Source organism: Arthrobacter sp. 10L430 (genome assembly GCF_056395245.1).
Window position 1 is genome coordinate 191,132 of record NZ_JBFTJD010000004.1, and the last position, 21,311, is coordinate 212,442.

Consider the following 21,311-nt stretch of genomic DNA (forward strand, 5'->3'; position numbering starts at 1 on the left):
CTAGCTGAACAGCTCGCTCTTAGGCTCGTTGTTCTTGACCTTCTGCCAGCCCAGCCACAGAACCACAGCGAAGAACGGGATGGTGGCCAGGGTCCACAGGCCGAGGTAGAAGACCTCACCGTTCTTGCTGGTCATGGTGTCGAAGCCGATCAGCACGGCGATAACCAGCAGTGCGACAAGTCCGGCCCAGCTGCTCCAGGGCGAGCCCGGCATCGGCAGCTCGGAGACGCGGCCCTTCTTGTGGCGCAGCGCGATCTGGCTGGCGAAGATGGCGCCCCAGGTGAAGATCACGCCGATGGACGCGGTGTTGAGCGCGAGGTCGAAGGCGTGCGAGCCGCCGAGCCAGATGTTCAGCAGGATGCCCACGAGGTAGAACGCGGCGATGGCGAGGATGGCAGCGTACGGCACATGGCGCGAGGACATCTTGGTGAGCCACTGCGGGGCATGGCCGTTGTTGGCCATGGTGCGGAAGACGCGGCCGATCGAGTACAGACCCGAGTTGCACGACGACAGCGCAGCGGTGATGACGATCATGTTCATGACGTCGCCCACCCACCCCAGGCCCATCTGGCCGAATACGGTGACGAACGGCGAAACGCCTGCCTTGTACTGGTCTGACGGCAGCAGCATGGCCAGGAGCAGCACGGAGCCGACGTAGAACACCACAATGCGGAGCACGACGGCGCGGATCGCCTTGGGGACTTCACGCTTGGGATTCTGCATCTCACCGGCAGTGATGCCGACGAGTTCGATGCCGTTGTAGGCGAAGATGACGGCGTTCAGGACGAGCACCATCACGAGGGCGCCCTTGGGGAACATGCCGCCGTCGCCGTCGAAGAGGTTGGACACCGAGGCGTGGCCGCCGCCGACCTTGGCATTGGTCACCACCATGAAGGTGCCGACAGCCAGGAAGATCAGAATGGCGCCGACCTTGAGGCAGGACGCCCAGAATTCAAATTCGCCGAACGCCTTAACGCTGAGCAGGTTCACAGCCACGAGGAGCGCCAGCGCCGCGATGGCGGACGCTTCGACAGGAACGTTGGGGAAGAAGAACTGGAAGTACAGTCCGATCGCGATCAGTTCGGCGATTCCGGTCATGCCCCAGTTGATGAAGTACATCCAGCCGGAGAGGAAGGCGCCCTTCTTTCCGAACATTTCACCGGCGTAGCTGACAAACGAGCCGGACGTCTGGCGGTACATGATGAGCTCGCCCAGTGCCCGCATCAGCAGGTAGGCGATGACGCCGGCAATGGCGTAGGAGAAGATCAGCGCCGGGCCCGTGGAGGCCAGGCGTCCGCCGGCCCCCATGAACAGGCCGACGCCGATTGCGCCGCCCATCGAGATCATCGTCACGTGGCGGCCGCTCAGGGTCTTCTTATAGCCCTCGGCGCTGAGGGTCGAGTCGACGGCGATGGATGGTGCCGTCGGGCTCTCAAGTTCTGTGGGGGTAATTTGTGGCACAGCTTTTCCTTGCAGGTCGGGGTGTTGCCGCAGGTTGGGGGCATTGCCGGTTGGGGAACCTCGAGTTTTTGTACCGATTATTCGCAGTTTGACCCCTCTTGAGGGCCGGATGAGGACAAAAACTCGTGAAGCATCGAAGGTTCGCGCGGCTCATCCATCGTACAAGATTTCCGGGGCGCTCCGTGACGCGCACAACATTATTAGGTTCAGCCCGACGTTTGATGCCGTCGTGCGCCGGTTGTATTTCGAATGGATAAAAAGACTCCTGATCAGACGCAATTACCGCTACCCTGAGCTCAACGGGGAGGGACGTGCGTCTCGCCCCGGCGACCACGCGGCCTGCGTGGCACATGGCATTCGTGCCATTCCTCAGGGGGGGACTATGAGAATGAGAGCACTACTGCCTGCAGCGCTGCTGCTTGCAGTTGCGGGGTGTTCGGGCGGCGGCTCTGGTCCTGCCGGACCAAGCGCCAGCCAATCGGCACCTGCATCATCATCGGCAACAACAACCAATCCGACGTCGGCGTCTCAGTCGCCGTCGGTATCCGCACCACCAACAACCGCACCATCACTGCCCACCGACGTCTCGACGTCGCTGAACGCAATCGATGCCCTGCAGAAGCACACCTGCGCAGCGGGCCCGGACGGATCGTGGACCTTCAAGGGAACCCTGCTCAACACGTCCGACAAAGCCAAGACGTATACCGTGGCGGTCGCGGTGACCGTGGGCGCTGCTGTCCAGGGCCACACGCTCATCACGGAAACGCTCCAACCCGGAAAATCAGCCGAAGTGTCGGCTGAGAATTTTGCCAAAACCACCGGCCAAGAAGGCACGTGTGAGCCCGTTGTCTCGGTGGAGGACGCTTCGTGAAGAAAAGAATACTGACGGCTGCCCTGCTCCTGAGCTTCGCGGCCGGATCCCTTGTGTCCGTTCCGGCATTCGCCGATGACACCTCTCCTGCGACGCCGTTGACGCAGACCTCTGACACGGGCAGTCCTGGCGCCACAGACGAGGCCACGCAGCCGGGCTCGTCTACAGACCCAGGAATAGCGCCGGGAACCGGAGACGTGCCAGGAACAGGGCTCTCGGATCCGACCACGCCGGAGCCGCCGGCATCTGATCCGGCCCCCGCGTCTGATCCTGCCCCCGACCCGGCACCGGGTCCCGCGCTCGATCCGGCACTTGATCCGCCTGCACCGGATCCGGCACTTGATCCGCCGGCACCGGATCCGGCACCAGACCCGGAGTTCGTCACCCGCGGCGCGATAGGCGCAAAATGGCTTGCCCTGGGCGGTAAGGGCGGCGTCCTGGGTGCGCCGAAAGCAAATGAGCAGTGCGCAGCCGGACTTTGCGTCCAGACGTTCGAGGGCGGTTCGATTTACTGGACGTCGTCCAGCAGTGCGCACCCTGTCTTCCTCACCTCCGGACGCACCGGACCGCGGTGGCATACCGCCGGGGCCCTCCCCACGTTCGGATATCCGGTCAGCGACGAGGCCACCATGGGTGCCAAGTCCCTGCAGAAGTTCTCCACCGGGAAAATGCTGGTCTGGACCGGCACGCAGTACCTGAACTTCTCTACCGGCACGGGAATCGGCAGGGCCTGGGTGGCGGCAGGAGCTGAAACCGTGGTCGGCCTGCCGCTGGCGGGTGAAGTCTGCGGGCTGAAGAACCGCGGGTGCTCCCAGGTCTTCGAGCGCGGAACCATTCTCTGGTCCCCGCAGACCTCCGGTCAGGTGGTCCGCGGCGGCATCGGCGGCCGGTGGCGCGCGGCCGCGGCGCAGAACGGTGTTCTGGGCTACCCCACCACCAGTGAACGGTGCGGACTGACTGCCGGCGGCTGCAGCCAGGGCTTCCAGGGCGGCGCCATCTACTGGTCCCCCGCCACCGGCGCCTGGATCGTCCGGGGCGGCATCGCCGGACGGTACAGCGCAACTGGCTCCACCCGCAGTTTCCTCGGCTATCCGCTGGGCAACGAGACCTGTGGCCAGGCAGCCGGCGGCTGCCGGCAGCGCTTCCAGGGCGGAACAATCCACTGGTCCGGCGCCACCCGTGCGTGGATCGTGAAGGGCGCCATCGGCAGCAGCTTCACGGCAAACGGCGGCGCAGGCGGCTGGCTCGGCTACCCGGTGGCCAACGAAAATTGCGTCGGCGCCCAGTGCGTCCAGTGGTTCCAGCGCGGTTTCATTAGCTACACCCGAGGGGCCGGAACACGGACCTACGGAATGACGGAATGCCAGAAGCTGAACAACGGGCGGTCCAAGTACTCCACCAACGGGGCCAACCGCGTCCTCCTCACCTGGACGCAGGGCTACGGGCTGTCCCGGGCTACAAACCTCTACTGTGTTCGGATTGCCGGGACCTACGTTCCGGATTGGAAGACCGACGGCTACGTCGGCGCCTCCGGATTCAAGCCGCCGGGCGTGCCGTCCGGTCCCACCCGATACCTCTACTCGCCCACCGGCTCGTTCTCGGTAACGGAGGCCTTCGGCCTGGGCAACCCGGGAACGAAGCTGGCCTACCGCACCCTCAACCCTGGCTCCCGCTGGGGCGGCAACCCGTGGACCGCCACGTACAACAAGTACTTCGAGTCCTCGTCCTGGGTGGGCTGGGACGAGAACATGTGGTACTTCGCTACCCGCGCCACGCACGACTACCGGCAGGGCGTGGTGGTCAACTACAACCGCCCCAACATTGTGCAGAACGCCGGCTTCGCCATCTTCCTGCACATGAACAAGGTCCCGACGGCGGGCTGCATCTCGCTGGACGACTGGGCGGTTGTTGACTACATCAGGAAGTCAACGCCGGGCGACCGGATCATCATGGGGACCTACAGCGCCCTCTTCCGCTAAAGCGGACGGACGTCAGCAAATCACGCTGGCGCCTGGTTCCGGCGGCCCGAGCCGCCGGAATCAGGCGCCAGTTGTGTTTGCAGGCTTTCCGACGGCGGCAGGCGGGTTTCCCGGCGTCGGGTCAGCCCGCCTGCGGGCTCGCTAGGCCGCCACGGAGCGCGGGTGCGAGCACGCCGCGGTCCATGGTGTACCTCAGCCAGGCGCCGCGGGGCGGTTCCGTTTCCGTTCCGCGTGCAGGGCTCGCGGACCGTTCAGCGCAGTCACTGAACCATTGCCTCAGGGCCCGGTCATGGCTCACCATCACCAGCGTCCCGCTGAATCCGGCCAGTGCAGTCTCCAGCTCTTCCACCAGCACAGGCGCAAGATGATTGGTGGGTTCGTCCAGCAGCATGACGTCGTTGCGACCGAGCAGCAGCCGTGCCAGCGCCAACCTGCGCTGCTGGCCTGCCGACAGCCCGCCCACCGGGACATGGAATTCACTCGTTCGGAACAGGCCAAGGCGCAGCAGTGCTTCGGCGTGATCGTCAATGTTGCCGCCCAGCCCCGCGGCGAAAGCAGGGAGCAGCCGCAGCCCGGGGCGTTCCGGCGGCTCGAGCTCCTGCTGCAAATAGCCGATCCTCCCGCTCCGCTCCACGTCGCCAACAGGTGCCTCCAGCGTGCCGGCAAGCACGGAGAGCAGTGTTGATTTCCCCGCACCGTTGGGACCAGTGATCAGGATCTTCTGGCCGCGTTCCACGCGGAACGACGGCAGCTCCAGGCGGCCCCGCACGCGCACGCCGCGGATCCTCAGGGCCAGGCCGGGCTCGCCCTCCGCGTTCCCGGCAGCCCCTCCGCCGTCGAGTCCTGCCTCCAGCTTCAGCCGTTCCGGGGGACGCTCCACCGGATTCGCTTCGAGGCGCCGGAGCCGCTCCTGGGCGTTGCGGATCTTGCTCGTGGCGGCCCGCTCCCAGGTGCCCGCCTTGAAGTCGAAGCCCATCTTGTCGCCGTCACGCTGCCGGGCGTAGCCCATCTTGGTCGCGACGGTGTCCGCCTGCCTCTGTTCGGCAGCCATGGCATCGATCCAGCCGTGGTACTGCTGCACCCAGCGTTGCCGTTCTGCCCGCTTCTCCTTCAGATAGCCGTCGTATCCGTTGCCATAGCGGTTCACGGCGCGGCGTTCGGCGTCCACCTCGATCACGGTGGATGCTACCTTCCGGAGCAGGACACGGTCATGCGAAACCACCACCACGGCGCCGCGGTGCGATGCCAGGCGTGCTTCAAGCCAGGCGGTGCCGCCCGCATCCAGGTGGTTCGTGGGCTCGTCCAGCAGCAGGATGTCCGCAGGATCTGCCAGCAGGCAGGCCAGCGCAACGCGTTCCTGCTCTCCGCCGGACAAAGATCCCAGCGTCCGGTTCCGGTCCACGCCCCCGAGGCCCAGCCGGTCAAGCGCCGCCTCCACCCTGGAGTCCGCGGCGTACCCCTCCCGCAACTGGTACTGGGTCTGGAGGCTGCCGTACGCCTCAAGGTCGTTTGCGTCTGCCGTGGCCAGCCCGTACTCCAGCCGTTCCAATTCGGCTTCCATGTCGCGCAGCGCACGCAGGGCGTCGTCGATGGCGTGGGCCACGGTCAGCCGCGCCGGGAGGCCGGAGGTTTGGGCAAGGTAGCCCACACGCCCGTGGCTGACGGCGGTTCCGGCGTCAGGTCTCTCAAGTCCCGCAAGAATCCTCAGCAGGGTGGACTTGCCGGCACCGTTTTCGCCGACGATCGCCACATGCTCCCCCGGGGCGATCACCAGCCCGACGCCGGTAAAGAGTTCGCGGTCTCCGTAGCCGTGCGAGACACCGGAAAGGTGCAGTTGCTCGGCGTGGGAAGTCTGTTCAGTCATGTGAAGTCCTTGAAATCAGGAGGGTGGCCCAGGCGCCACTCCTTGAGCGAGCCAGCGGCTCTACTGGGCCCGGCGCTCCAAGCGGCCTGGCGCTCTGCGGGGTGTTTTGCGTGCAGCGCGGGCGTGCGCCAGCACCGCCGGCTAGGACTTCATGCCTCCAGCGTGCCCGGCGGCGGCGATGCCGTCAAGGCGCGCACCGTCGTCGGCGTCTCAAGAGCAAGTGGGCGCGCACCGTCGTCGGCGTCTCAAGAGCAAGAGGGCGGGCACCGCCGTCGGATTCTCATGAGTCGTAGCCGGACATCCCGGCTACGCTGGAACCATGGTGACTACCCGACGGCTTCTCCCCGCTCAGCGCCCGGAACTCTACCGTTTTTCGCCGCTCGATTTCACCGCCGTGTCACTGTACGTGGCGGTCGCCGCCTTCTTCGCCGTGGCCGGGGAGCTGATCATTCCACTGCTCAGGCTGATCGCCCCGAGCCCGGCCGCAGCGTCGTACGGCGTCAACCTCCTGTTCTACGGCTGCGTCGGCATCCTGGCGTTGTTCGCCGCCCGACGAGTGGTGGCCCGGGACCTCAGGGTGCTCGCCACGAGGCCGTGGTTCACCGCCGCGATGGTGCCGCTGGCCGTCGTAGCGATGATGATTTTCACCGCCGTACTTGTGGTGGTGGGCGGCACGTCGGAAACGTCGGCCAACCAGGCCGGGCTCCAGGCGCTCATCCAGCAAGTGCCTGCGTGGCTCATGGTGCCCCTCATCGTGGTGGTGGGCCCGTTTGTGGAGGAGTACATCTTCCGCCATCTGCTGATCGGCAAGCTGAGCAGGCGGATCAACATCTGGATCTGCTGCGCGCTGTCCGTGGTGCTCTTCGCCGCCCTGCACATCGTGGGCCAGGAGGCGCTCACCGTCGCTGCCCTCATGCCGTACCTGGCCATGGGTGCCACACTCGTGTTCGTGTACGTGTGGACGGGCCGGAACCTGATGTTCTCGTACTTCGTCCATGCCGCAAAGAACCTGCTGGCGGCCGTCTTCCTCTACAGCATCCCGCCGGAACTTCTTGATCAGCTGCAGCAGGTCCAGGGGTAGGGACCCTATCGGAGGCGCCGCCGTCGTCGTAGTTTTGTCCCATGGGACTCAACATTCAGATCACCGTCGACTCCAAGAATCCACACGATCTCGCCGACTGGTGGGCGGAAACGCTGGGCTGGGCCGTGGAACCGCAGGACGAGGCCTTCATCCGCTCCATGATTGAGCAGGGCTACGCCACTGACGCAGACACCCTGACCCACAGCGGCAGGCTCGTGTGGCGGGACGGTGCGGCGATCCGCCCGGTGGAGGAACTCGACGCCAAGGCGCCGGCGCGTCGCATGCTGTTCCAGATATCCCTGGAAGAAAAGACCGTGAAGAACCGGGTGCACTGGGACGTCCGCCTGGACGGCCGTGACAAGGACGGGGTCCGCACCGAACTCGAGGCGCGTGGCGCAACCTTCCTCTGGACAGCAAACCAGGGACCGCATTCCTGGCACACCATGGCGGACCCTGAAGGCAACGAGTTCTGCATCAGCTGACGCGATTACTAGACTTGGACGGTGAGCAACGAAATCCCCGCCAAGGTATCCGATGTGTTCGACCCGTCGCGCTGGCGCATCGTGTCCGGCTTCGACGACTTCCAGGACATGACATACCACCGGCAGGTGGAGCGCTCCGAAGACGGCACGGTGGTGCGGGACCTGCCCACCGTCCGGATCGCCTTCAACCGCCCCGAGGTCCGCAACGCCTTCCGCCCCGGCACAGTTGACGAGCTTTACCGCGCCATGGACCACGCCCGGATGAGCCCTGACGTGGCCACTGTGCTGCTCACCGGCAACGGCCCCTCCGCCAAGGACGGCGGGCATTCGTTCTGCTCCGGCGGCGACCAGCGGATCCGTGGCCGCGACGGATACCGCTATGCTGACGGCGAGACCCAGGAAACCATCGATCCCGCCCGCGCCGGCCGGCTGCACATCCTGGAAGTCCAGCGGCTGATGCGCACCATGCCCAAGGTTGTCATCGCGGTGGTTAACGGCTGGGCGGCCGGCGGCGGGCACTCCCTCCATGTGGTCTCGGACCTCACCATCGCCTCCCGCCAGCACGGCAAGTTCAAGCAGACCGACGCCACGGTGGGCAGCTTCGACGCCGGCTACGGCTCGGCACTGCTGGCGCGCCAGATCGGCCAGAAAGCAGCCCGCGAAATCTTCTTCCTGGCCCGCGAATACACTGCCGAGGACATGGTGCGGATGGGCGCCGTGAACGAGGCCGTGGACCACGAACGGCTCGAGGAAGTGGCGCTGGACTACGCCGCTGACATCGCCAAGCAGTCGCCCCAGGCCATCCGCATGCTCAAGTTTGCGTTCAACCTCGCCGACGACGGCCTGGCCGGCCAGCAGGTCTTCGCCGGCGAAGCCACCCGGCTGGCGTACATGACCGACGAGGCCGTGGAAGGCAAAGAGGCGTTCCTCGAGAAGCGCGATCCGGACTGGTCCAGGTTCCCGCACTACTTCTAAGCAGCACCAGCCCAAAGGCAGCCCCATGATTCCCAGGCCTACGTTTCCAAGGCACACATCCCCAAGGAGCACAGCGTGAACATCGACCCAGCGCTCAAGGCATTGGCGGCCGCCCTCCACGGTGAGGGCCCCGCCGTCGAACTTTCCGCCGGCGACAACGGGGAAGTGCTGGTGACGCTTGTCGAGACACCCGGCATCGAGGACGCCGCCGTGGTGGTCCGCACCTCCGGGTCCACCGGCGCGCCCAAGGCCACGGTGCTGACGGTTGATGCGCTCGCGGCGTCCTCAATGGCCACCGCGTTCGCGCTCAAGGGCGAGGGCCAGTGGCTCCTGGCCCTACCCCTGCAGTATGTGGCCGGCGTTCAGGTGCTGGTGCGTTCGCTCTTCGCCGGCACCCGGCCCTGGGCCATGGACCTGTCCAACGGTTTCACCACTGACGCCTTCACCGCTGCCGCGCTGGAGCTGACGGACAAGATCCGCTTCACGTCCCTGGTGCCCACGCAGCTGCAGCGGCTGCTGGACAACCCGTCGGCCGACACGCTTGCCGTGCTCCGCCGCTTCAACGGCATCCTCCTCGGCGGCGGACCGGCCCCTGCTGCGCTCCTTGACGCTGCGCGCGACGCTGGCCTCCGCGTGATCACAACCTACGGCGCCGCAGAAACCTGCGGCGGCTGCGTGTACGACGGCTATCCCCTCGAAGGCGTCGCTGTCCGGCTCGCCGAGGACGGCCGCATCCATCTGGGCGGTGCCACCCTGGCGGCTGGATACCTCGAGGCCCCGGGTCTGACAGCTGAGGCCTTCGCCGATGACGACGGCGTCCGCTGGTACCGCACCAACGACCTCGGCACGCTCGACGCCGACGGCCGGTTAACGGTGCTGGGCCGCGCCGACGATGTGGTCATCACCGGCGGCGTCAAAGTCTCCGCCGCGCACGTCCAGGCGGAGCTGGAAAAGTCCGACGGCGTAACGGCGGCTTTCGTGGCGGGCGTCCAGTCCGCGAAATGGGGCCAGGCCGTTGCGGCATACGTGGCGGTGGCCGGCGGACCTTCGTCCGGCGTCGACGGGGACGCCTTGGCTGAGCAGTGGCACCGCACGTTGGGACTGCTGGCGCCCAAGACGGTCCTTCCCGCGGACGAACTGATCATGCTGCCCAACGGCAAACCCGACAGGCTCGCCATGATTGAACGGCTGAACGCCCTTCATCAGGGAAAATAGACTGGTTCCGCTCCGCCGTGGGCCTTCCCGCGGCATCGCGGTTCCCTGCACCACTCCGGCCGCGCTTCCTGCGCGTGCAATGCCCACCGAACCAACACGAGGTACTCACCGTGGCCACAGCCGCACAATGGATCCAAGGCGCCAGGCCCCGCACCCTGCCGGCAGCGATCGCCCCTGTCGTGATCGGCACGGCGGCGGCCTTTGAAATGGACGCCTTCCGCCCGCTCAACGCCATTCTGGCGGCCCTGGTGGCCCTGCTGCTGCAGATCGGCGTCAACTACGCGAACGACTACTCGGACGGAGTACGCGGCACCGACGAAAACCGCGTGGGGCCGCTGCGATTGGTCGGATCAGGCGCAGCGCGCCCGGAGCTCGTCAAGTACGCGGCGTTCGCCGCCTTCGGCGTGGCCATGCTTTTTGGGCTGGCACTCATCATCATCACCCAGACGTGGTGGCTGCTTCTCGTCGGCGTGGGCTGCGTGATGGCGGCATGGGGCTACACCGGGGGCAAGAACCCGTACGGTTACATGGGCCTCGGCGACGTCTTCGTGTTCGTCTTCTTCGGGCTCGTGGCCACCCTGGGGACCACGTACACCCAGGCCGGGCAGATCAGCCTGCCCGCCGTCGTGGGCGCCATCGGCACCGGCCTCATCGCGTGCGCCCTGCTGATGGCCAACAACGTCCGCGACATCCCCTCCGACATCCAGGCCGGGAAACGCACACTGGCCGTGCGGCTGGGAGACAAGCACGCCCGCGAAAGTTACGTGCTGATGCTCGCCGTAGCAATCCTGCTCGTGGTGATCCTCGCGCCCACGCGGCCATGGATGCTGATTGTCCTGCTGCTCATCCCGGCAAGCCTCATGCCCGCCTGGCTGATGATCAACGGCCGCAAACGCAAGAGCCTCATCCCGGTGCTGAAACAGACCGGCCTTATTAATCTGGGCTATGCGGCCCTGTTTTCCCTGGGACTCGTACTAAGCCACGGGTTGTAAGGCTCTGGAGCTGCCGTTCACGGTCCGGTAGGGCCTGCGGCCGTCACGGTCCAGCGCGGGTGTGCGGAGAGCGTTCTAGGCTTCCTTGCTGCGGGGGTCTTGGCTGTGCGGGTCCTGGCTGCGCGGGTCGTCCTTGCGGGGTGCTTCTTTCCTAGTGTCGTTGCGGACCGTTATGTCCGGGTGGGAATCGACCAGGCGATCCTCCGCCTCGGCGTCGGCGACTTCACCTGCGGTGCGCAGGGGCTTCGCGCGGCCCGACAAGCGCGTATGCAGTGCGGCGGTGGCGGCATCGCGCTGCTTCTGGAAGAAGAGGTAGCTGATGGCGAAGGCAATCAGCCCGGCGCAGACCACAGCAAGAAGCCACCCGAGCTGCAGGAACACGAACAGCGCAAAGAGCGGTGCGAAGAGGGCAAGCCGGATCAGGGAGTATTTCACGAAAGCCACCATCCAAGTTTAGCCGCGATCCCTGAACGCAACCTCCGCGTCCCTCCGCCCGGCCGCCGGCCCGGCCGTCGATCCCGGCGGCGGTTGCGTCATTCGTTGCGCTGTCCGGTGAAGTTTGGGCCCGGCAGACGAGTCCTGCGGGGCCGTTTGGGAGCATTATCCGGGCCAAAACTCCCCGGTTCAGCGGCGCAAATCGGTGACGTCTTCTGTGGGCATACTGTAATCTTCGCAACCCCGCGCGACAGCTAGACTTGATTGCATGCTCCGTGTTGCGATTGCAGTCGCCGTTCTTGCCATATACGTCTACGGACTGGTGGACGTGATCCGGACTGATGCGACGCTCACCCGGGGATTTTCCAAACCGACATGGATCATCATCGTTGTCTTCCTCCCTATTATCGGCGCCGCCCTGTGGTTCCTAATCGGCCGTCCGCGTTATGACGCCCCGGTCCAGCAGACCTACTCCCATCCAACGGCCCCGGATGACGACCCCGATTTCCTCCGCAACCTGGAACAGCGCCGCCGCAACCAGGCCGAAGCGGACCGGCTGCGGAAGCTGAAGGACGACCTGGAAGCCAAGAAACGCAAGCTCGACGGCGGTGCCCGCGGCACCGGAGAGCCCGGCACCTCGGGCGCCACGGGAGACGCCAGCGCCGAGGGCAACCCGGAGATCAAGTAGCGCGGGATACCTGGGCTGCCAGTCTGAGTGCGTCCTGCGCGCCCCTCCGTTTCGCCCCGGCATGGAGCCGAACGCGGTGACACGGGTGCGCGCAGCTTTGAAGGACCGGGGCTGGAAGCGGCCCCAGTAGAAAGCCGCCGCCGTAGAGGAACAGGAATCAGGCAGAGGCTCGCCCGTTTGCCACAAAGGGCCGCCCAGCAACCAAGCTGAGCGGCCCTTTATGGCAACCGGCGTTCCGTTGATCCAACGAGGGCCTCGGAGAACGAGGGCCTCGGAGAACCCCTACAGCCCCGAGTAGGAGTGCAAACCGTTGAAGAACTGGTTCACGATGGTGAAGTTGAAGACCACGCACAGGTAGCCCACGATCGACAGCCAGGCCGCGCGGGTACCCGTCCAGCCGCGGGTGGCCCGGGCGTGGAGGTAGCCGGCGTAGACCACCCAGATCACGAACGTCCACACTTCCTTGGTGTCCCAGCCCCAGAAGCGTCCCCAGGCCTTTTCCGCCCAGATGGCGCCGAACATGAGCGTGAACGTCCAGCCGATGAAAGCGATCGCGTTGATGCGGTAGGAGAGGTTCTCGAGGCTCAGCGCCGACGGCACCAGGCGCATGAAGCCCAGCTTGTCCTCGCCACCGCCGGCAATGGCCTTCTGCCGGTGCGACTGCACGAGCTGCAGCGCGGACATGGCAAACGTCAGTGTGAACAGCGCGGAGGACAGCACTGCGATGGAGACGTGGATGACGAGCCAGTAGCTCTGCAGCGCCGGCACCAGGTGGCCCACGGGCGTCCAGAAGGCCACCGAGGCAGCCACCAGCATGATGATCACCAGGCCCACCACGAACGTGCCGAGGAAGCGCAGGTCGCGGCGGATCAGGACGGCAAGGAATACAGCCACCACCAGGAACGCGCCGGTGGTGAGGAATTCGTACATGTTGCCCCACGGCACACGCCCAGAGCCAATGGCACGGGTCAGCACACCCGCGGCGTGAATCGCGCCGCCCAGGACGGTCAGGGCCACTGCCACGCGGGCAGGGACGCGGCGCTCGCCGCCGTAGAGCATGCTGGCGTCAGCGGTCTGACCTGCGCCGCCGCTCTCCTGCGCTTTGGCGGCCACGGACGACGACGGCCGCTCGGCACGTCCTGCCGGCCCGGCAAGGTGCCCCTCAACCCGGTCGGTGTTCCGGCCGGCGTCGGCTCGTCCGGAAACGCCAGCCGTCCCGGCGGCGCCTGCTGCCACCGGAACCTTCGCGCCGGCGTCGGACGCGTCCTCGGAGGAATCGGAGGCAGAGCCGGCCGCGGCGGCCGCCCTCAGATCCACGGTGCGCAGCGCCTTGCTGCTCTTGGCCAGGTCCCAGGCGAAGGCGATGAACGCCACCGTGTAGGTGCCCGCAGCAAGGAGCATGAACAGCTCGCTGTACTGGCCCATGGTTTCGTTGATGGGGAACATTACCTGTCCTTCTTCGGCTCAGCTGAGCCTGCTGGTGAGGAAATAGAGGATGGTTTTTGGGGCCCGTCCGCGTCGAGGTCCCACGCGCTCGAGAGCAGTCCGCGGATGGCGGCGGCTTCGCCGGCCAGGCGGTGGTCCTCACCGCGGGCGAGGAGGCCGTATTCCACCATGGTGCGGCCGTCTTCATGCCTGCCGGTGCGCACCCAGACCCTGCGCCGGTTGACGTAGAGGGAAATCACGAGGCCGCCGACAGCCAGCAGCGCGAAGATCAGCGCGGCTACCTGGCCCGGATTGTGGTGGATGTCGACACCGACATAGCGCTTCACGCCGTCGAAGCTGATGGAGCCCTTTCCGTCCGGCAGCGTGACGGTCTTGCCCGGCGAAAGAGTGATGCCCTTGGTAGCCAGGTTGCGGGCGTTCAGCGGGGTCAGGCCCTTGACGTCGAGTTCAAACACGTTTTGCGGAGCGCCGTTATCCAGGCCCAGGTCGCCGTAGTACGAGTTCAGGCTGAGCTGCGGGTTGATGAGGTCCGGGTCCCCGCTGAACGAGATGCCCTGGTCGGTCACAAAGGCGGTGGGCAGGAAGAACCCGGCGAATCCGAGCTGGTCGGGTTTGGCGTCGGGGACCTTGATCACCAGGGACGAGTAGTAGTTGTCGCCCTGGAGCTTGGCCACCACGGGTCCCTGCATGGCGATGTTTCCGTTGCCGTCACGGACCGTGACCACCGGTGCGTAGCCGTTGCCAGTCAGGTAGATGCTGGTGCCGCCGAGGGTCACGGGGTCGTTGACCTTGAGGACTTCCTTCTTGGCCGGGGCACCGGGGTTTTCCTTCGTGGTGACGTCCGCGGTGAAGTCGATGGGCTGGCCATACTTGCCCTTGGATTCGCGGTCGAACGTGGCCCGGAACTTGTTCAGCTGGATGGAGTACGGCTGGAGCTGGCTGCTCTGGAAGTTGGTGCCCGGGGTGAACTGGTCGTAGCCCACCAGCGTGTTCACGAAGGTGTCGCCCTCCACGAGGATCCGCTGCCCGCTGTAGCCGAACAGCCCGCCGATCGCCACGGACACCAGTACGCCGATCAGCGAAGTGTGGAAGACGAGGTTGCCCACCTCTTTGAGGAGGCCGCGCTCCGCCCCCAAAGACGGCCGCGCGCCGTCGTCGTGCCGTACGTCAACGCGGTAACCGCGTTTCTTGAGCAGCGCCGCTGCGTCTTCAATGGCGTCCGACGCCGCGATCCCGGCTTCTGCGGGCAGCACCAGTGTGCCGTACTCCGGGAGGCGGGAGAGGCGTTGCGGGGTGCGCGGCGGCTGGGAGCGCATGGCCCGGTAGTGCGCGATGGCGCGGGGCACCACGCAGCCGATCAGCGAGATGAACAGCAGGATGTAGATGGCCGAGAACCAGGCCGATGAGTAGACGTCGTAGAGCTGCACGGAGTCCAGCAGCTTGCCGTAGTCCGGGTGGTCCTTGATGTACTGCGTGACGATCGAGGGGTTGGCCGGCCGCTGCGGGAACAGCGAGCCAGGTACCGCCGCCACGGCCAGCAGGAGAAGGAGGAACAGCGCGGTGCGCATGCTGGTCAGCTGCGTCCAGGCCCAGCGGAGCATGCCTACGATTCCGAGGGCAGGCAGCGCCGCACTGGCCTTGGCCGCCTTCACGGCGTCCTGGGGAGCGGCGCTCTTGGCGCTGGCACCTTTGGCGCCGGCCCTTTTGGAGCTGGCGCCTTTGCGGCCGGCACCTTTACCGCCGGCACCGTCAGGGGCGCCTTCGGGCGCGGCCTTGGGCGCTTCGCCGGCCGGAGAGTTCTTGGTTGACTTCACACGCTCGCTCATCAGATCGGCAACTTCACGTCGGTTTGGAACCAGTACTGCAACTGGGTGACCCAGGCTCCCCAGACTCCTGTTGCCATCAGGAGGCCCAGGACGATCAGGACGCCGCCGCCGGTCCGCTGGATGGCAAGCCGGTGGGTGCGGAAAAAGGACATCACGCCCGCGCCGCGGCGCACGGCCAGCGCGATCAGAAGGAACGGAATGCCCAGGCCAAGGCTATAGACAAACGCCAGGAAAGCACCCTTTGCCGCAGACGAGCCGCCGGAGAGGCTCAGGAGCTGAACGGCGGAGTAGGTAGGCCCGATGCAAGGCGCCCAGCCCAGGCCGAAGGTGATGCCCAACAGCGGCGCGCCCCAGAGGCCCGCGGGCGGTTTAGCGTGGATCTTGGCGTCGCGCTGGAGCCAGCTGAAGCCGCCCATGAACACCACACCCATGATCACCACCAGGATGCCCAGGACCTGCGTGATCCAGGCGTTCTGGCCGCCTGAGATCAGCGTCCCCAATTGGCCGAACGCGCCGCCGAGCAACACGAAGATCACCGAGAATCCGAGCACGAAGAGTCCGATGCCGGCCAGCATGCGGCCGCGCTTCTGCTTCTGGAGATCGACTCCGGTCAGTCCCGTGACGTAGCCCAGATATCCGGGTACGAGGGGCAGGACGCAGGGCGAGAGGAACGACACGAGGCCGGCCAGGAGCGCCACCGGGATGGCAAGCAGCAGGGATCCGTTCAGGATGGCTTCGGCGAAGGGGCTGTTCACGGTGGGGCCGCCCGCTACTCTGCCACGGCGGATTCGATGAGGGCCTTGAGGGTACCCTTCTGGATCTCGCCCAGCACGCGCGAAGCCACCCGGCCCTTCTTGTCCACCACGAGCGTCGTGGGGACGGCCCCCGGCGGCACAAGCCCGGACACAGCCAGCAGCACCCCGCCGTCCTTGTCGTCAAAGCTCGGGTAGGTGAGGCCAAATGTCTTGTCGAAGGCTTCCGCGGTGGCCTTTTCATCCCGCAGGTTCACGCCGAAGAACTGCACGCCCTTGCTCTTAAACTCCTGGTGGAGCGCTTCCAGCGACGGCGCCTCCACGCGGCAGGGCGCACACGCGGCGAACCAGAAGTTCAGCACTGTCACCTTGCCCAGAAAGTTCTTGGGCCCCACTGCGGTGCCGTCGAAGAGGGTGCCTTGGATGTCGACGGCGGACTTGCGGTCCGCGGCGGCGAATTCCGTCACCGAGCCATCCCCGGCGACGTAGTTCTTGTTGTCCCCAGCCTTTGCCTGCTTGGCAAGCGCGTCCTCCTGGGCGCAGGCGGACAGGCCCAGCGTGATCGCCGCCAGTGCCAGGCCGCCGGCTGCGAGGACGCTGCGGCGGGAGCTTGTGGGGATGTGCGTCATTGTCAGGCTCCGGGGGTGCTCGAGGCACCGGGAAGAAGGGCTGCGGCCGGCTCGCTGTACTCAACGCGCAGGAGCGTGCCGTCGTCGTCGAACACGAGGGACGTGAGGGAGGTCAGGGTGCACTCGCGCTTTCGCGGGTCGTGCCACAGCGGCTTCCCCTCGGCGCTGCGCCGGGTGGCCCAGATGGGAAGCTGGTGGCTGACCATGATGGCCTCGGCGCCGTCGCCGCCGAGTTCGATCGCCCTGGCCCGGGCGTCCTGGACGGCTGCCCGCACCCGGGCTGCCTGCTCCTTGTAGGGCTCGCCCCAGGAGGGCCGCATCGGGTTCACGAGCTTGGGCCAGTGCTTGGGTTTGCTGAGCTCTGCCTTGGTGACCTTCAGGCCTTCAAAGTGGTTTTCGGCCTCGATAATGCGCTTGTCCGTGTGGATCTCCAGGCCCAGGGCCTCGGACGTCGGCTGCGCTGTCTCCTGCGCGCGGGTCAGCGGAGACGCCACGAGGTAGACGATCTTTGCACCCTGGGTTGCACGGTCGCGGAAGTGGTCCGCCAGCGTTTGCGCCATCTGCAGGCCAAGCTCGGAGAGGTGGAATTCCGGCAGCCTGCCATACAGGACGCCCTCGGGATTGTGGACCTCGCCGTGGCGGAGCAAATGAACAGTGGCTTGGGGCATGTGTACCAGTTTCTCAAAGATGTTGGGCGATTCGAAATCTTCTACATCTAGTAGAACTCAGGAAAATTAAGAAATGTTCCGTTCGGGTGGAATAAAAGATGCAAATGCATGTTTATACTGGATGCAGCAGTTAGTTGATACTTCAACCAATGAAGCTTCAACGGCATGAACGTCCGAAGCACCACTGATACAAGGAGAACCACCATGGCACTTCCCGCTAACGTCACCACCGGCACCTGGACCCTCGACAATTCGCACAGCGAAATCGCCTTCACCGTCCGGCACGCAGGCATCAGCAAGGTCCGCGGCCAGTTCAAGGAAGCCACCGCAACCCTGGACCTCGCCGAGAACGTGGCCGACTCCAAGATCAACGCCACCATCCAGACCGCTAGCTTCGACTCCGGCGACGTCAACCGCGACGGCCACGTCCGCGGCGAAGACTTCTTCGACGTCGAGAAGTTCCCCGAGATCTCCTTCGTTTCCAACGGCCTCGTTGCCAAGGGCGACGCCTACGAACTCCAGGGCGACCTCACCATCAAGGGCGTTACCCGTGCGGTGGCCCTCGAGACCGAGCTCAACGGCGTTGCCGTGGACCCGTTCGGCAACACCCGCGCCGGCGTTTCCGCCGAAACCACCATCAGCCGCAAGGACTTCGGCCTCACCTGGAACGCCGTGCTGGAAGCCGGTGGAGTCCTGGTCAGCGACAAGGTTGCCATCAACCTCGAGCTCGCCTTCATCGCCCCTGCTGCGTAACGTGCACGCCTAGGTCGGTCCCGCCGACTTTTGCAGTGCAAACGCCCCGCCCGTGGTCTCCACGAAGCGGGGCGTTTGGCTTGTCCTGATGCCTTGTTTTTCCACCCTTGAACGCCTGCCGGGAACTGCGGCCGTGCCGTAGCGATGGCCAACGAATGACCCCCGTGACATGGCCCCGGATCTTCTGGAATTAGCCATTTTCCGGGTCTACAGTGAGAGCCATGAGCAACCCCAGCGATGTACCGCAGCCTGACCAGCCGGGCTCCGAACCGCCGTCAGGCGACCACCGTCCTCCAGCGGCGCCGGAGACAGGGTGGAATCAGGCGGCGGGTTATCAGGCTGCGGGCCAGCACGACACCGACGCGCACGGGGACCGCTTTGGGAATCAAGGGCAAGATTCCGGGCATTACTGGCAGCCAAACAAACCGGGCCGCGCCGGACGATTCCCCTTCGAGATTCCGGCCGACCGCCCCCGCAGTTTCAACGACGTCATGCCCCGCGGCGGCTTCTCAGGAATGTTCAGCGTGATGGGGCTGCCCACAGAGCTGAAGGTCTCGTACTGGATTTGGGTGATCGGTGGACTGGTGGGCCTGCTGGCCGGGGTGATCGGGCTGTTCGGGGCGCTGGTGCTCTTCGCATTCGTACCAGGCCTCGCGATCCTCGTGCTGCTGCTGGTGCTGGTGGCTCTGGCCCTGTCCGGGGCGCAGATTGTCCTGGCGATGCAGATGAAGGAAGGCCGTGAGTGGGCCAGGTTCGCCCTGACCGTAGTTGCCGGCGTCTCGTTGCTGCTTTCCATCATCAGTCTCGGATTCGCCGACGGGCGGGGCGGCAACGGACTGGGCTTTCTGGCCAGCCTGGTGGCAACCGTGCTCATGTGGGTCCCCAACTCGCAAAGCTGGTTTGCCGCCGTCCGGGGCCACGCCTGATCCCTGCGAAGGGTGCCCTCCGACGGGCCCCCTGTTCGCCTGGTGGAGGCCCGCGGGAGTGTGCCGTTCTAGCCGTATCCGACTGGCCGGTCCCCCGCCCCTGATCGGCGCTGCAGCCCGGGCAATTGCGGTGCAGGAATACCTCTCCGGAATGATCATTGCCGCGCCCGCCGAGGGGTACGGTTGAACTGAACCATGCTGGGGGCAGGGCAGGCTTCTGAACCCGGTGGCCGATCCCGACGTCGATAACGCAAAGGAACGCTCATGAGCACTCCTCCAGTCCAGCCCCCGAATCCGAACGAACCAAATTCCGGCCAGCAGGATTCCAACCAACCGGACCTGAACGCCCGGGAAGGGTCCGGGCAGCCCGGGTACGGCCAGAACGTTCCGCCGGCACCGCAGTACGGCCAAGCGAGTCCGCAGCAGCCCCAGTACGGCCAGAACGCTCCGCAGTACGGCCAGAACGTTCCCCCGGCACCCCAGTACGGCCAGAACGTTCCCCCGGCACCCCAGTACGGCCAGAACGTTCCCCCGGCACCCCAGTACGGCCAGAACGTTCCCCCCGCCCCGCAGTACGGCCAGAACGCCCCCCAGTATGGACAACAGCAGCAGTACGGGCAGCAGCCCTATGGCCAGTCGCCCTATGCCCAGTACCCCTCGGAGCAGCCCCAGGGCGGTGGCCCGGCCGGCGTTCCCAAGCTTGTGAACACAGCTTTCTGGATGCTCATTGGCGCAGGCGTCCTCTGGCTCCTGTCCATCCTCATCGCGATTCCCACACTGGATGACCCCGCCCTGCGGAACATGTTCGAGAGCCAGGTCCGGAGCAGCGGCCAGAACATTCCCTTCGAGGAGGTCAAGCCGTTTATCATCGGGACGATGGTGGTCTTTGGCCTCATCGGCGCCGGGCTCTATGCCCTGGTGGCATTCAACATCCGCAAGGGCAAGAACTGGGCCCGCATCCTGGGCACGGTCTTTGCAGCCCTCTCCGTCTTCGGCATCCTGCCGCTGAGCCTGAACACCCTGGTGACCGTCCTTGGAATCGCGGCGATCGTGATGCTCTACCTGCCCACAACGTCACCTTATTTCAAGAAGCAGCAGCCCTTCGCCAACCCGTACGCGGGCGGCCCGTACGGCCGCTAGCCACGAGCCGATAGTCAAGGGCCGCTAGGCACGACCCAGTCGGCACCCAGCATCAGCGGGCGCGGATCCCAACAGCGCCGGACTCTAGTTCGGCTGCCCCGGGGTCTGCGCCCGTTGCGCGTGGTAGGCAAGAATCTGCAGCTCGGTGGCCATGTCCACTTTGCGCAGGTTCACGCCGTCGGGCACCTGGAGCATCACCGGCGCGAAGCTGAGGATGCTGTGCACGCCGGCCGCCACCACCCGGTCGCAGACGCTCTGAGCCACGGCCGCGGGTAAGGCCAGGACCACCATGTTGGCCCCCGTCCGCTCCAGCACGGCTTCAAGGTCCGCGGCGTCGCTCACGCGCAGCCACCCAACCTCGTTGCCCACCACCATTTGGTCGGCGTCGAAAATGGCAACAACGTCGAATCCCCGGGACTCAAAGCCGCCGTACCTGGCCAGCGCCTTGCCGAGGTTACCGGCGCCGACGATCGCGACCTTCCAGTCGTGGGTCAATCCGAGCGCGGCGGCTATGTGACGGCTCAGGTACTGCACCTCGTAGCCCACTCCGCGCGTGCCGTATGACCCTACGTGGGACAGATCCTTGCGGAGCGTGGACGAGCTGACTCCCGATGCCTCGGCCAGAGACTCAGACGAGACGCGTTCGGTGCCTTCGGCCAGCAGGGAGTTCAGGGCGCGCAGGTAGATAGTCAGCCGGGCCACGGCCGCTGGCGGAATCTGCTTTCCGGCAGCTCCGGTATCCCCCGGCACAGCCTGGGGTGGTGAATCGAGCGAAGTCACTATCTGCTCCATTGCGTCGCGTTGTGAGTCCACTCTAGATCCCCATCACTTATGTCAACAAAGCCGGTGCCATTGCGCGGAATTCGCTGCTACGTCGCCATCGCCTGGCGCAGGACGCGCTCCAGCCTGGCCTCGTCAATCTTCCAGAAGTCGCGTTGGATCCCGTCCACCAGCACCACCGGAATCTCTTCGGCATAGCGGTCCCGCAGGGCGTCATCGCCGTCCACCGACTTATCCGTCCACTCCAGTCCGAGCCCGGCAGTAACCCGCCCGACGGCGTCGCGCGCCGCAGCGCACAGGTGGCAGTCAGCTTTGGTGAGGAGAACGACGTCGGGATTTGCCATGCTT

General features: G+C 65.8%; 21 protein-coding genes. 11 read left to right on the forward strand and 10 right to left on the reverse strand.

The features are described 5' to 3' along the window. Complete coding sequence (locus tag AC1DDG_RS06300; protein WP_476875375.1) at positions 1–1,461, reverse strand: amino acid permease; 1,461 nt, start codon at positions 1,459–1,461, stop codon at positions 1–3. A 388-nt stretch (positions 1,462–1,849) separates the two neighbouring features. On the opposite strand from AC1DDG_RS06300, the gene AC1DDG_RS06305 reads away from it, so the two are divergent. Both AC1DDG_RS06305 and AC1DDG_RS06310 read left to right on the forward strand, forming a co-directional pair. Next, positions 1,850–2,332: a hypothetical protein gene (locus AC1DDG_RS06305; RefSeq protein WP_476875376.1), complete on the forward strand. Its 483-nt coding sequence runs from the start codon at positions 1,850–1,852 to the stop codon at positions 2,330–2,332. Beyond that, positions 2,329–4,311 (forward strand): hypothetical protein, encoded by a 1,983-nt coding sequence (locus AC1DDG_RS06310; RefSeq protein WP_476875377.1) that lies wholly within the window; start codon positions 2,329–2,331, stop codon positions 4,309–4,311. The genes AC1DDG_RS06305 and AC1DDG_RS06310 overlap by 4 nt, the downstream gene beginning before the upstream one ends. 121 nt (positions 4,312–4,432) lie before the next feature. Here the strand turns inward: AC1DDG_RS06310 and AC1DDG_RS06315 are convergent, their stop codons facing one another. Continuing rightward, positions 4,433–6,175, reverse strand: a complete 1,743-nt coding sequence (locus AC1DDG_RS06315; protein ID WP_476875378.1) for an ABC-F family ATP-binding cassette domain-containing protein — start codon at positions 6,173–6,175, stop codon at positions 4,433–4,435. 319 nt (positions 6,176–6,494) lie between these two features. On the opposite strand from AC1DDG_RS06315, the gene AC1DDG_RS06320 reads away from it, so the two are divergent. From AC1DDG_RS06320 to AC1DDG_RS06340, 5 genes are all read left to right on the forward strand, one after another. Next, entirely contained in the window at positions 6,495–7,256 is a 762-nt protein-coding gene (locus AC1DDG_RS06320) for a lysostaphin resistance A-like protein (RefSeq protein ID WP_476875379.1), read from the forward strand. 41 nt (positions 7,257–7,297) lie between these two features. After that, on the forward strand, positions 7,298–7,738 hold the full coding sequence (locus AC1DDG_RS06325) for a VOC family protein (RefSeq protein WP_476875380.1): 441 nt from the start codon (positions 7,298–7,300) through the stop codon (positions 7,736–7,738). Positions 7,739–7,759: 21 nt separating this feature from the next. Beyond that, the gene (locus tag AC1DDG_RS06330) at positions 7,760–8,713 is read left to right on the forward strand and encodes a 1,4-dihydroxy-2-naphthoyl-CoA synthase (RefSeq protein ID WP_476875381.1); all 954 of its coding nucleotides are present in this window, start codon (positions 7,760–7,762) and stop codon (positions 8,711–8,713) included. 75 nt (positions 8,714–8,788) lie between these two features. Further along, a complete protein-coding gene (locus AC1DDG_RS06335) occupies positions 8,789–9,928 on the forward strand; it encodes an AMP-binding protein (RefSeq protein WP_476875382.1) in 1,140 nt (379 codons plus the stop codon). A 110-nt stretch (positions 9,929–10,038) separates the two neighbouring features. Beyond that, on the forward strand, positions 10,039–10,920 hold the full coding sequence (locus AC1DDG_RS06340) for a 1,4-dihydroxy-2-naphthoate polyprenyltransferase (RefSeq protein WP_230120551.1): 882 nt from the start codon (positions 10,039–10,041) through the stop codon (positions 10,918–10,920). A 75-nt stretch (positions 10,921–10,995) separates the two neighbouring features. On the opposite strand, the gene AC1DDG_RS06345 is transcribed toward AC1DDG_RS06340, so the two are convergent. After that, complete coding sequence (locus tag AC1DDG_RS06345) at positions 10,996–11,367, reverse strand: DUF4229 domain-containing protein (protein ID WP_476875383.1); 372 nt, start codon at positions 11,365–11,367, stop codon at positions 10,996–10,998. A 256-nt stretch (positions 11,368–11,623) separates the two neighbouring features. Between AC1DDG_RS06345 and AC1DDG_RS06350 the strand changes: the two genes are divergently transcribed. Continuing rightward, a complete protein-coding gene (locus tag AC1DDG_RS06350; RefSeq protein ID WP_476875384.1) occupies positions 11,624–12,043 on the forward strand; it encodes a PLD nuclease N-terminal domain-containing protein in 420 nt (139 codons plus the stop codon). Between the two features lie 282 nt (positions 12,044–12,325). On the opposite strand, the gene ccsB is transcribed toward AC1DDG_RS06350, so the two are convergent. From ccsB to AC1DDG_RS06375, 5 genes are all read right to left on the reverse strand, one after another. After that, the gene (ccsB, locus tag AC1DDG_RS06355; RefSeq protein WP_476875385.1) at positions 12,326–13,489 is read right to left on the reverse strand and encodes a c-type cytochrome biogenesis protein CcsB; all 1,164 of its coding nucleotides are present in this window, start codon (positions 13,487–13,489) and stop codon (positions 12,326–12,328) included. Then, entirely contained in the window at positions 13,489–15,090 is a 1,602-nt protein-coding gene (gene resB / locus AC1DDG_RS06360) for a cytochrome c biogenesis protein ResB (protein ID WP_476875410.1), read from the reverse strand. Before resB ends, ccsB begins: the two co-directional genes overlap by 1 nt. Before the next feature lie 224 nt (positions 15,091–15,314). After that, complete coding sequence (locus AC1DDG_RS06365) at positions 15,315–16,070, reverse strand: cytochrome c biogenesis CcdA family protein (protein WP_230120536.1); 756 nt, start codon at positions 16,068–16,070, stop codon at positions 15,315–15,317. Between the two features lie 14 nt (positions 16,071–16,084). Then, positions 16,085–16,696 (reverse strand): TlpA family protein disulfide reductase, encoded by a 612-nt coding sequence (locus AC1DDG_RS06370; protein WP_476875386.1) that lies wholly within the window; start codon positions 16,694–16,696, stop codon positions 16,085–16,087. Positions 16,697–16,698: 2 nt separating this feature from the next. Beyond that, positions 16,699–17,364, reverse strand: a complete 666-nt coding sequence (locus tag AC1DDG_RS06375) for a histidine phosphatase family protein (protein ID WP_476875387.1) — start codon at positions 17,362–17,364, stop codon at positions 16,699–16,701. A 204-nt stretch (positions 17,365–17,568) separates the two neighbouring features. On the opposite strand from AC1DDG_RS06375, the gene AC1DDG_RS06380 reads away from it, so the two are divergent. The 3 genes from AC1DDG_RS06380 (at position 17,569) to AC1DDG_RS06390 (ending at position 20,183) form a co-directional block, all read left to right on the forward strand. Further along, positions 17,569–18,117 (forward strand): YceI family protein, encoded by a 549-nt coding sequence (locus AC1DDG_RS06380; RefSeq protein ID WP_230120530.1) that lies wholly within the window; start codon positions 17,569–17,571, stop codon positions 18,115–18,117. Positions 18,118–18,338: 221 nt separating this feature from the next. Continuing rightward, on the forward strand, positions 18,339–19,043 hold the full coding sequence (locus AC1DDG_RS06385) for a hypothetical protein (RefSeq protein ID WP_476875388.1): 705 nt from the start codon (positions 18,339–18,341) through the stop codon (positions 19,041–19,043). A 264-nt stretch (positions 19,044–19,307) separates the two neighbouring features. Next, on the forward strand, positions 19,308–20,183 hold the full coding sequence (locus AC1DDG_RS06390; protein WP_476875389.1) for a hypothetical protein: 876 nt from the start codon (positions 19,308–19,310) through the stop codon (positions 20,181–20,183). An 84-nt stretch (positions 20,184–20,267) separates the two neighbouring features. On the opposite strand, the gene AC1DDG_RS06395 is transcribed toward AC1DDG_RS06390, so the two are convergent. Together AC1DDG_RS06395 and AC1DDG_RS06400 are read right to left on the reverse strand one after the other, a co-directional pair. Then, positions 20,268–20,963 carry a redox-sensing transcriptional repressor Rex gene (locus AC1DDG_RS06395; protein ID WP_476875390.1) on the reverse strand — a complete coding sequence of 232 codons (696 nt, stop codon included), beginning with the start codon at positions 20,961–20,963 and terminating at the stop codon, positions 20,268–20,270. Positions 20,964–21,052: 89 nt separating this feature from the next. Beyond that, positions 21,053–21,307: a glutaredoxin family protein gene (locus AC1DDG_RS06400; RefSeq protein ID WP_476875391.1), complete on the reverse strand. Its 255-nt coding sequence runs from the start codon at positions 21,305–21,307 to the stop codon at positions 21,053–21,055. Positions 21,308–21,311 lie beyond the last annotated feature (4 nt).

Coding starts and splice junctions, on each gene's coding strand:
- AC1DDG_RS06390 (WP_476875389.1), top strand. CDS start 19,308: ATGAGCACTCCTCCAGTCCAGCCCCCGAATCCGAACGAACCAAATTCC.
- AC1DDG_RS06375 (WP_476875387.1), bottom strand. CDS start 17,364: ATGCCCCAAGCCACTGTTCATTTGCTCCGCCACGGCGAGGTCCACAAT.
- AC1DDG_RS06315 (WP_476875378.1), bottom strand. CDS start 6,175: ATGACTGAACAGACTTCCCACGCCGAGCAACTGCACCTTTCCGGTGTC.
- AC1DDG_RS06370 (WP_476875386.1), bottom strand. CDS start 16,696: ATGACGCACATCCCCACAAGCTCCCGCCGCAGCGTCCTCGCAGCCGGC.
- AC1DDG_RS06325 (WP_476875380.1), top strand. CDS start 7,298: ATGGGACTCAACATTCAGATCACCGTCGACTCCAAGAATCCACACGAT.
- AC1DDG_RS06400 (WP_476875391.1), bottom strand. CDS start 21,307: ATGGCAAATCCCGACGTCGTTCTCCTCACCAAAGCTGACTGCCACCTG.
- ccsB (WP_476875385.1), bottom strand. CDS start 13,489: ATGTTCCCCATCAACGAAACCATGGGCCAGTACAGCGAGCTGTTCATG.
- AC1DDG_RS06345 (WP_476875383.1), bottom strand. CDS start 11,367: ATGGTGGCTTTCGTGAAATACTCCCTGATCCGGCTTGCCCTCTTCGCA.
- resB (WP_476875410.1), bottom strand. CDS start 15,090: ATGCTCCGCTGGGCCTGGACGCAGCTGACCAGCATGCGCACCGCGCTG.
- AC1DDG_RS06385 (WP_476875388.1), top strand. CDS start 18,339: ATGAGCAACCCCAGCGATGTACCGCAGCCTGACCAGCCGGGCTCCGAA.
- AC1DDG_RS06380 (WP_230120530.1), top strand. CDS start 17,569: ATGGCACTTCCCGCTAACGTCACCACCGGCACCTGGACCCTCGACAAT.
- AC1DDG_RS06305 (WP_476875376.1), top strand. CDS start 1,850: ATGAGAGCACTACTGCCTGCAGCGCTGCTGCTTGCAGTTGCGGGGTGT.
- AC1DDG_RS06320 (WP_476875379.1), top strand. CDS start 6,495: ATGGTGACTACCCGACGGCTTCTCCCCGCTCAGCGCCCGGAACTCTAC.
- AC1DDG_RS06350 (WP_476875384.1), top strand. CDS start 11,624: ATGCTCCGTGTTGCGATTGCAGTCGCCGTTCTTGCCATATACGTCTAC.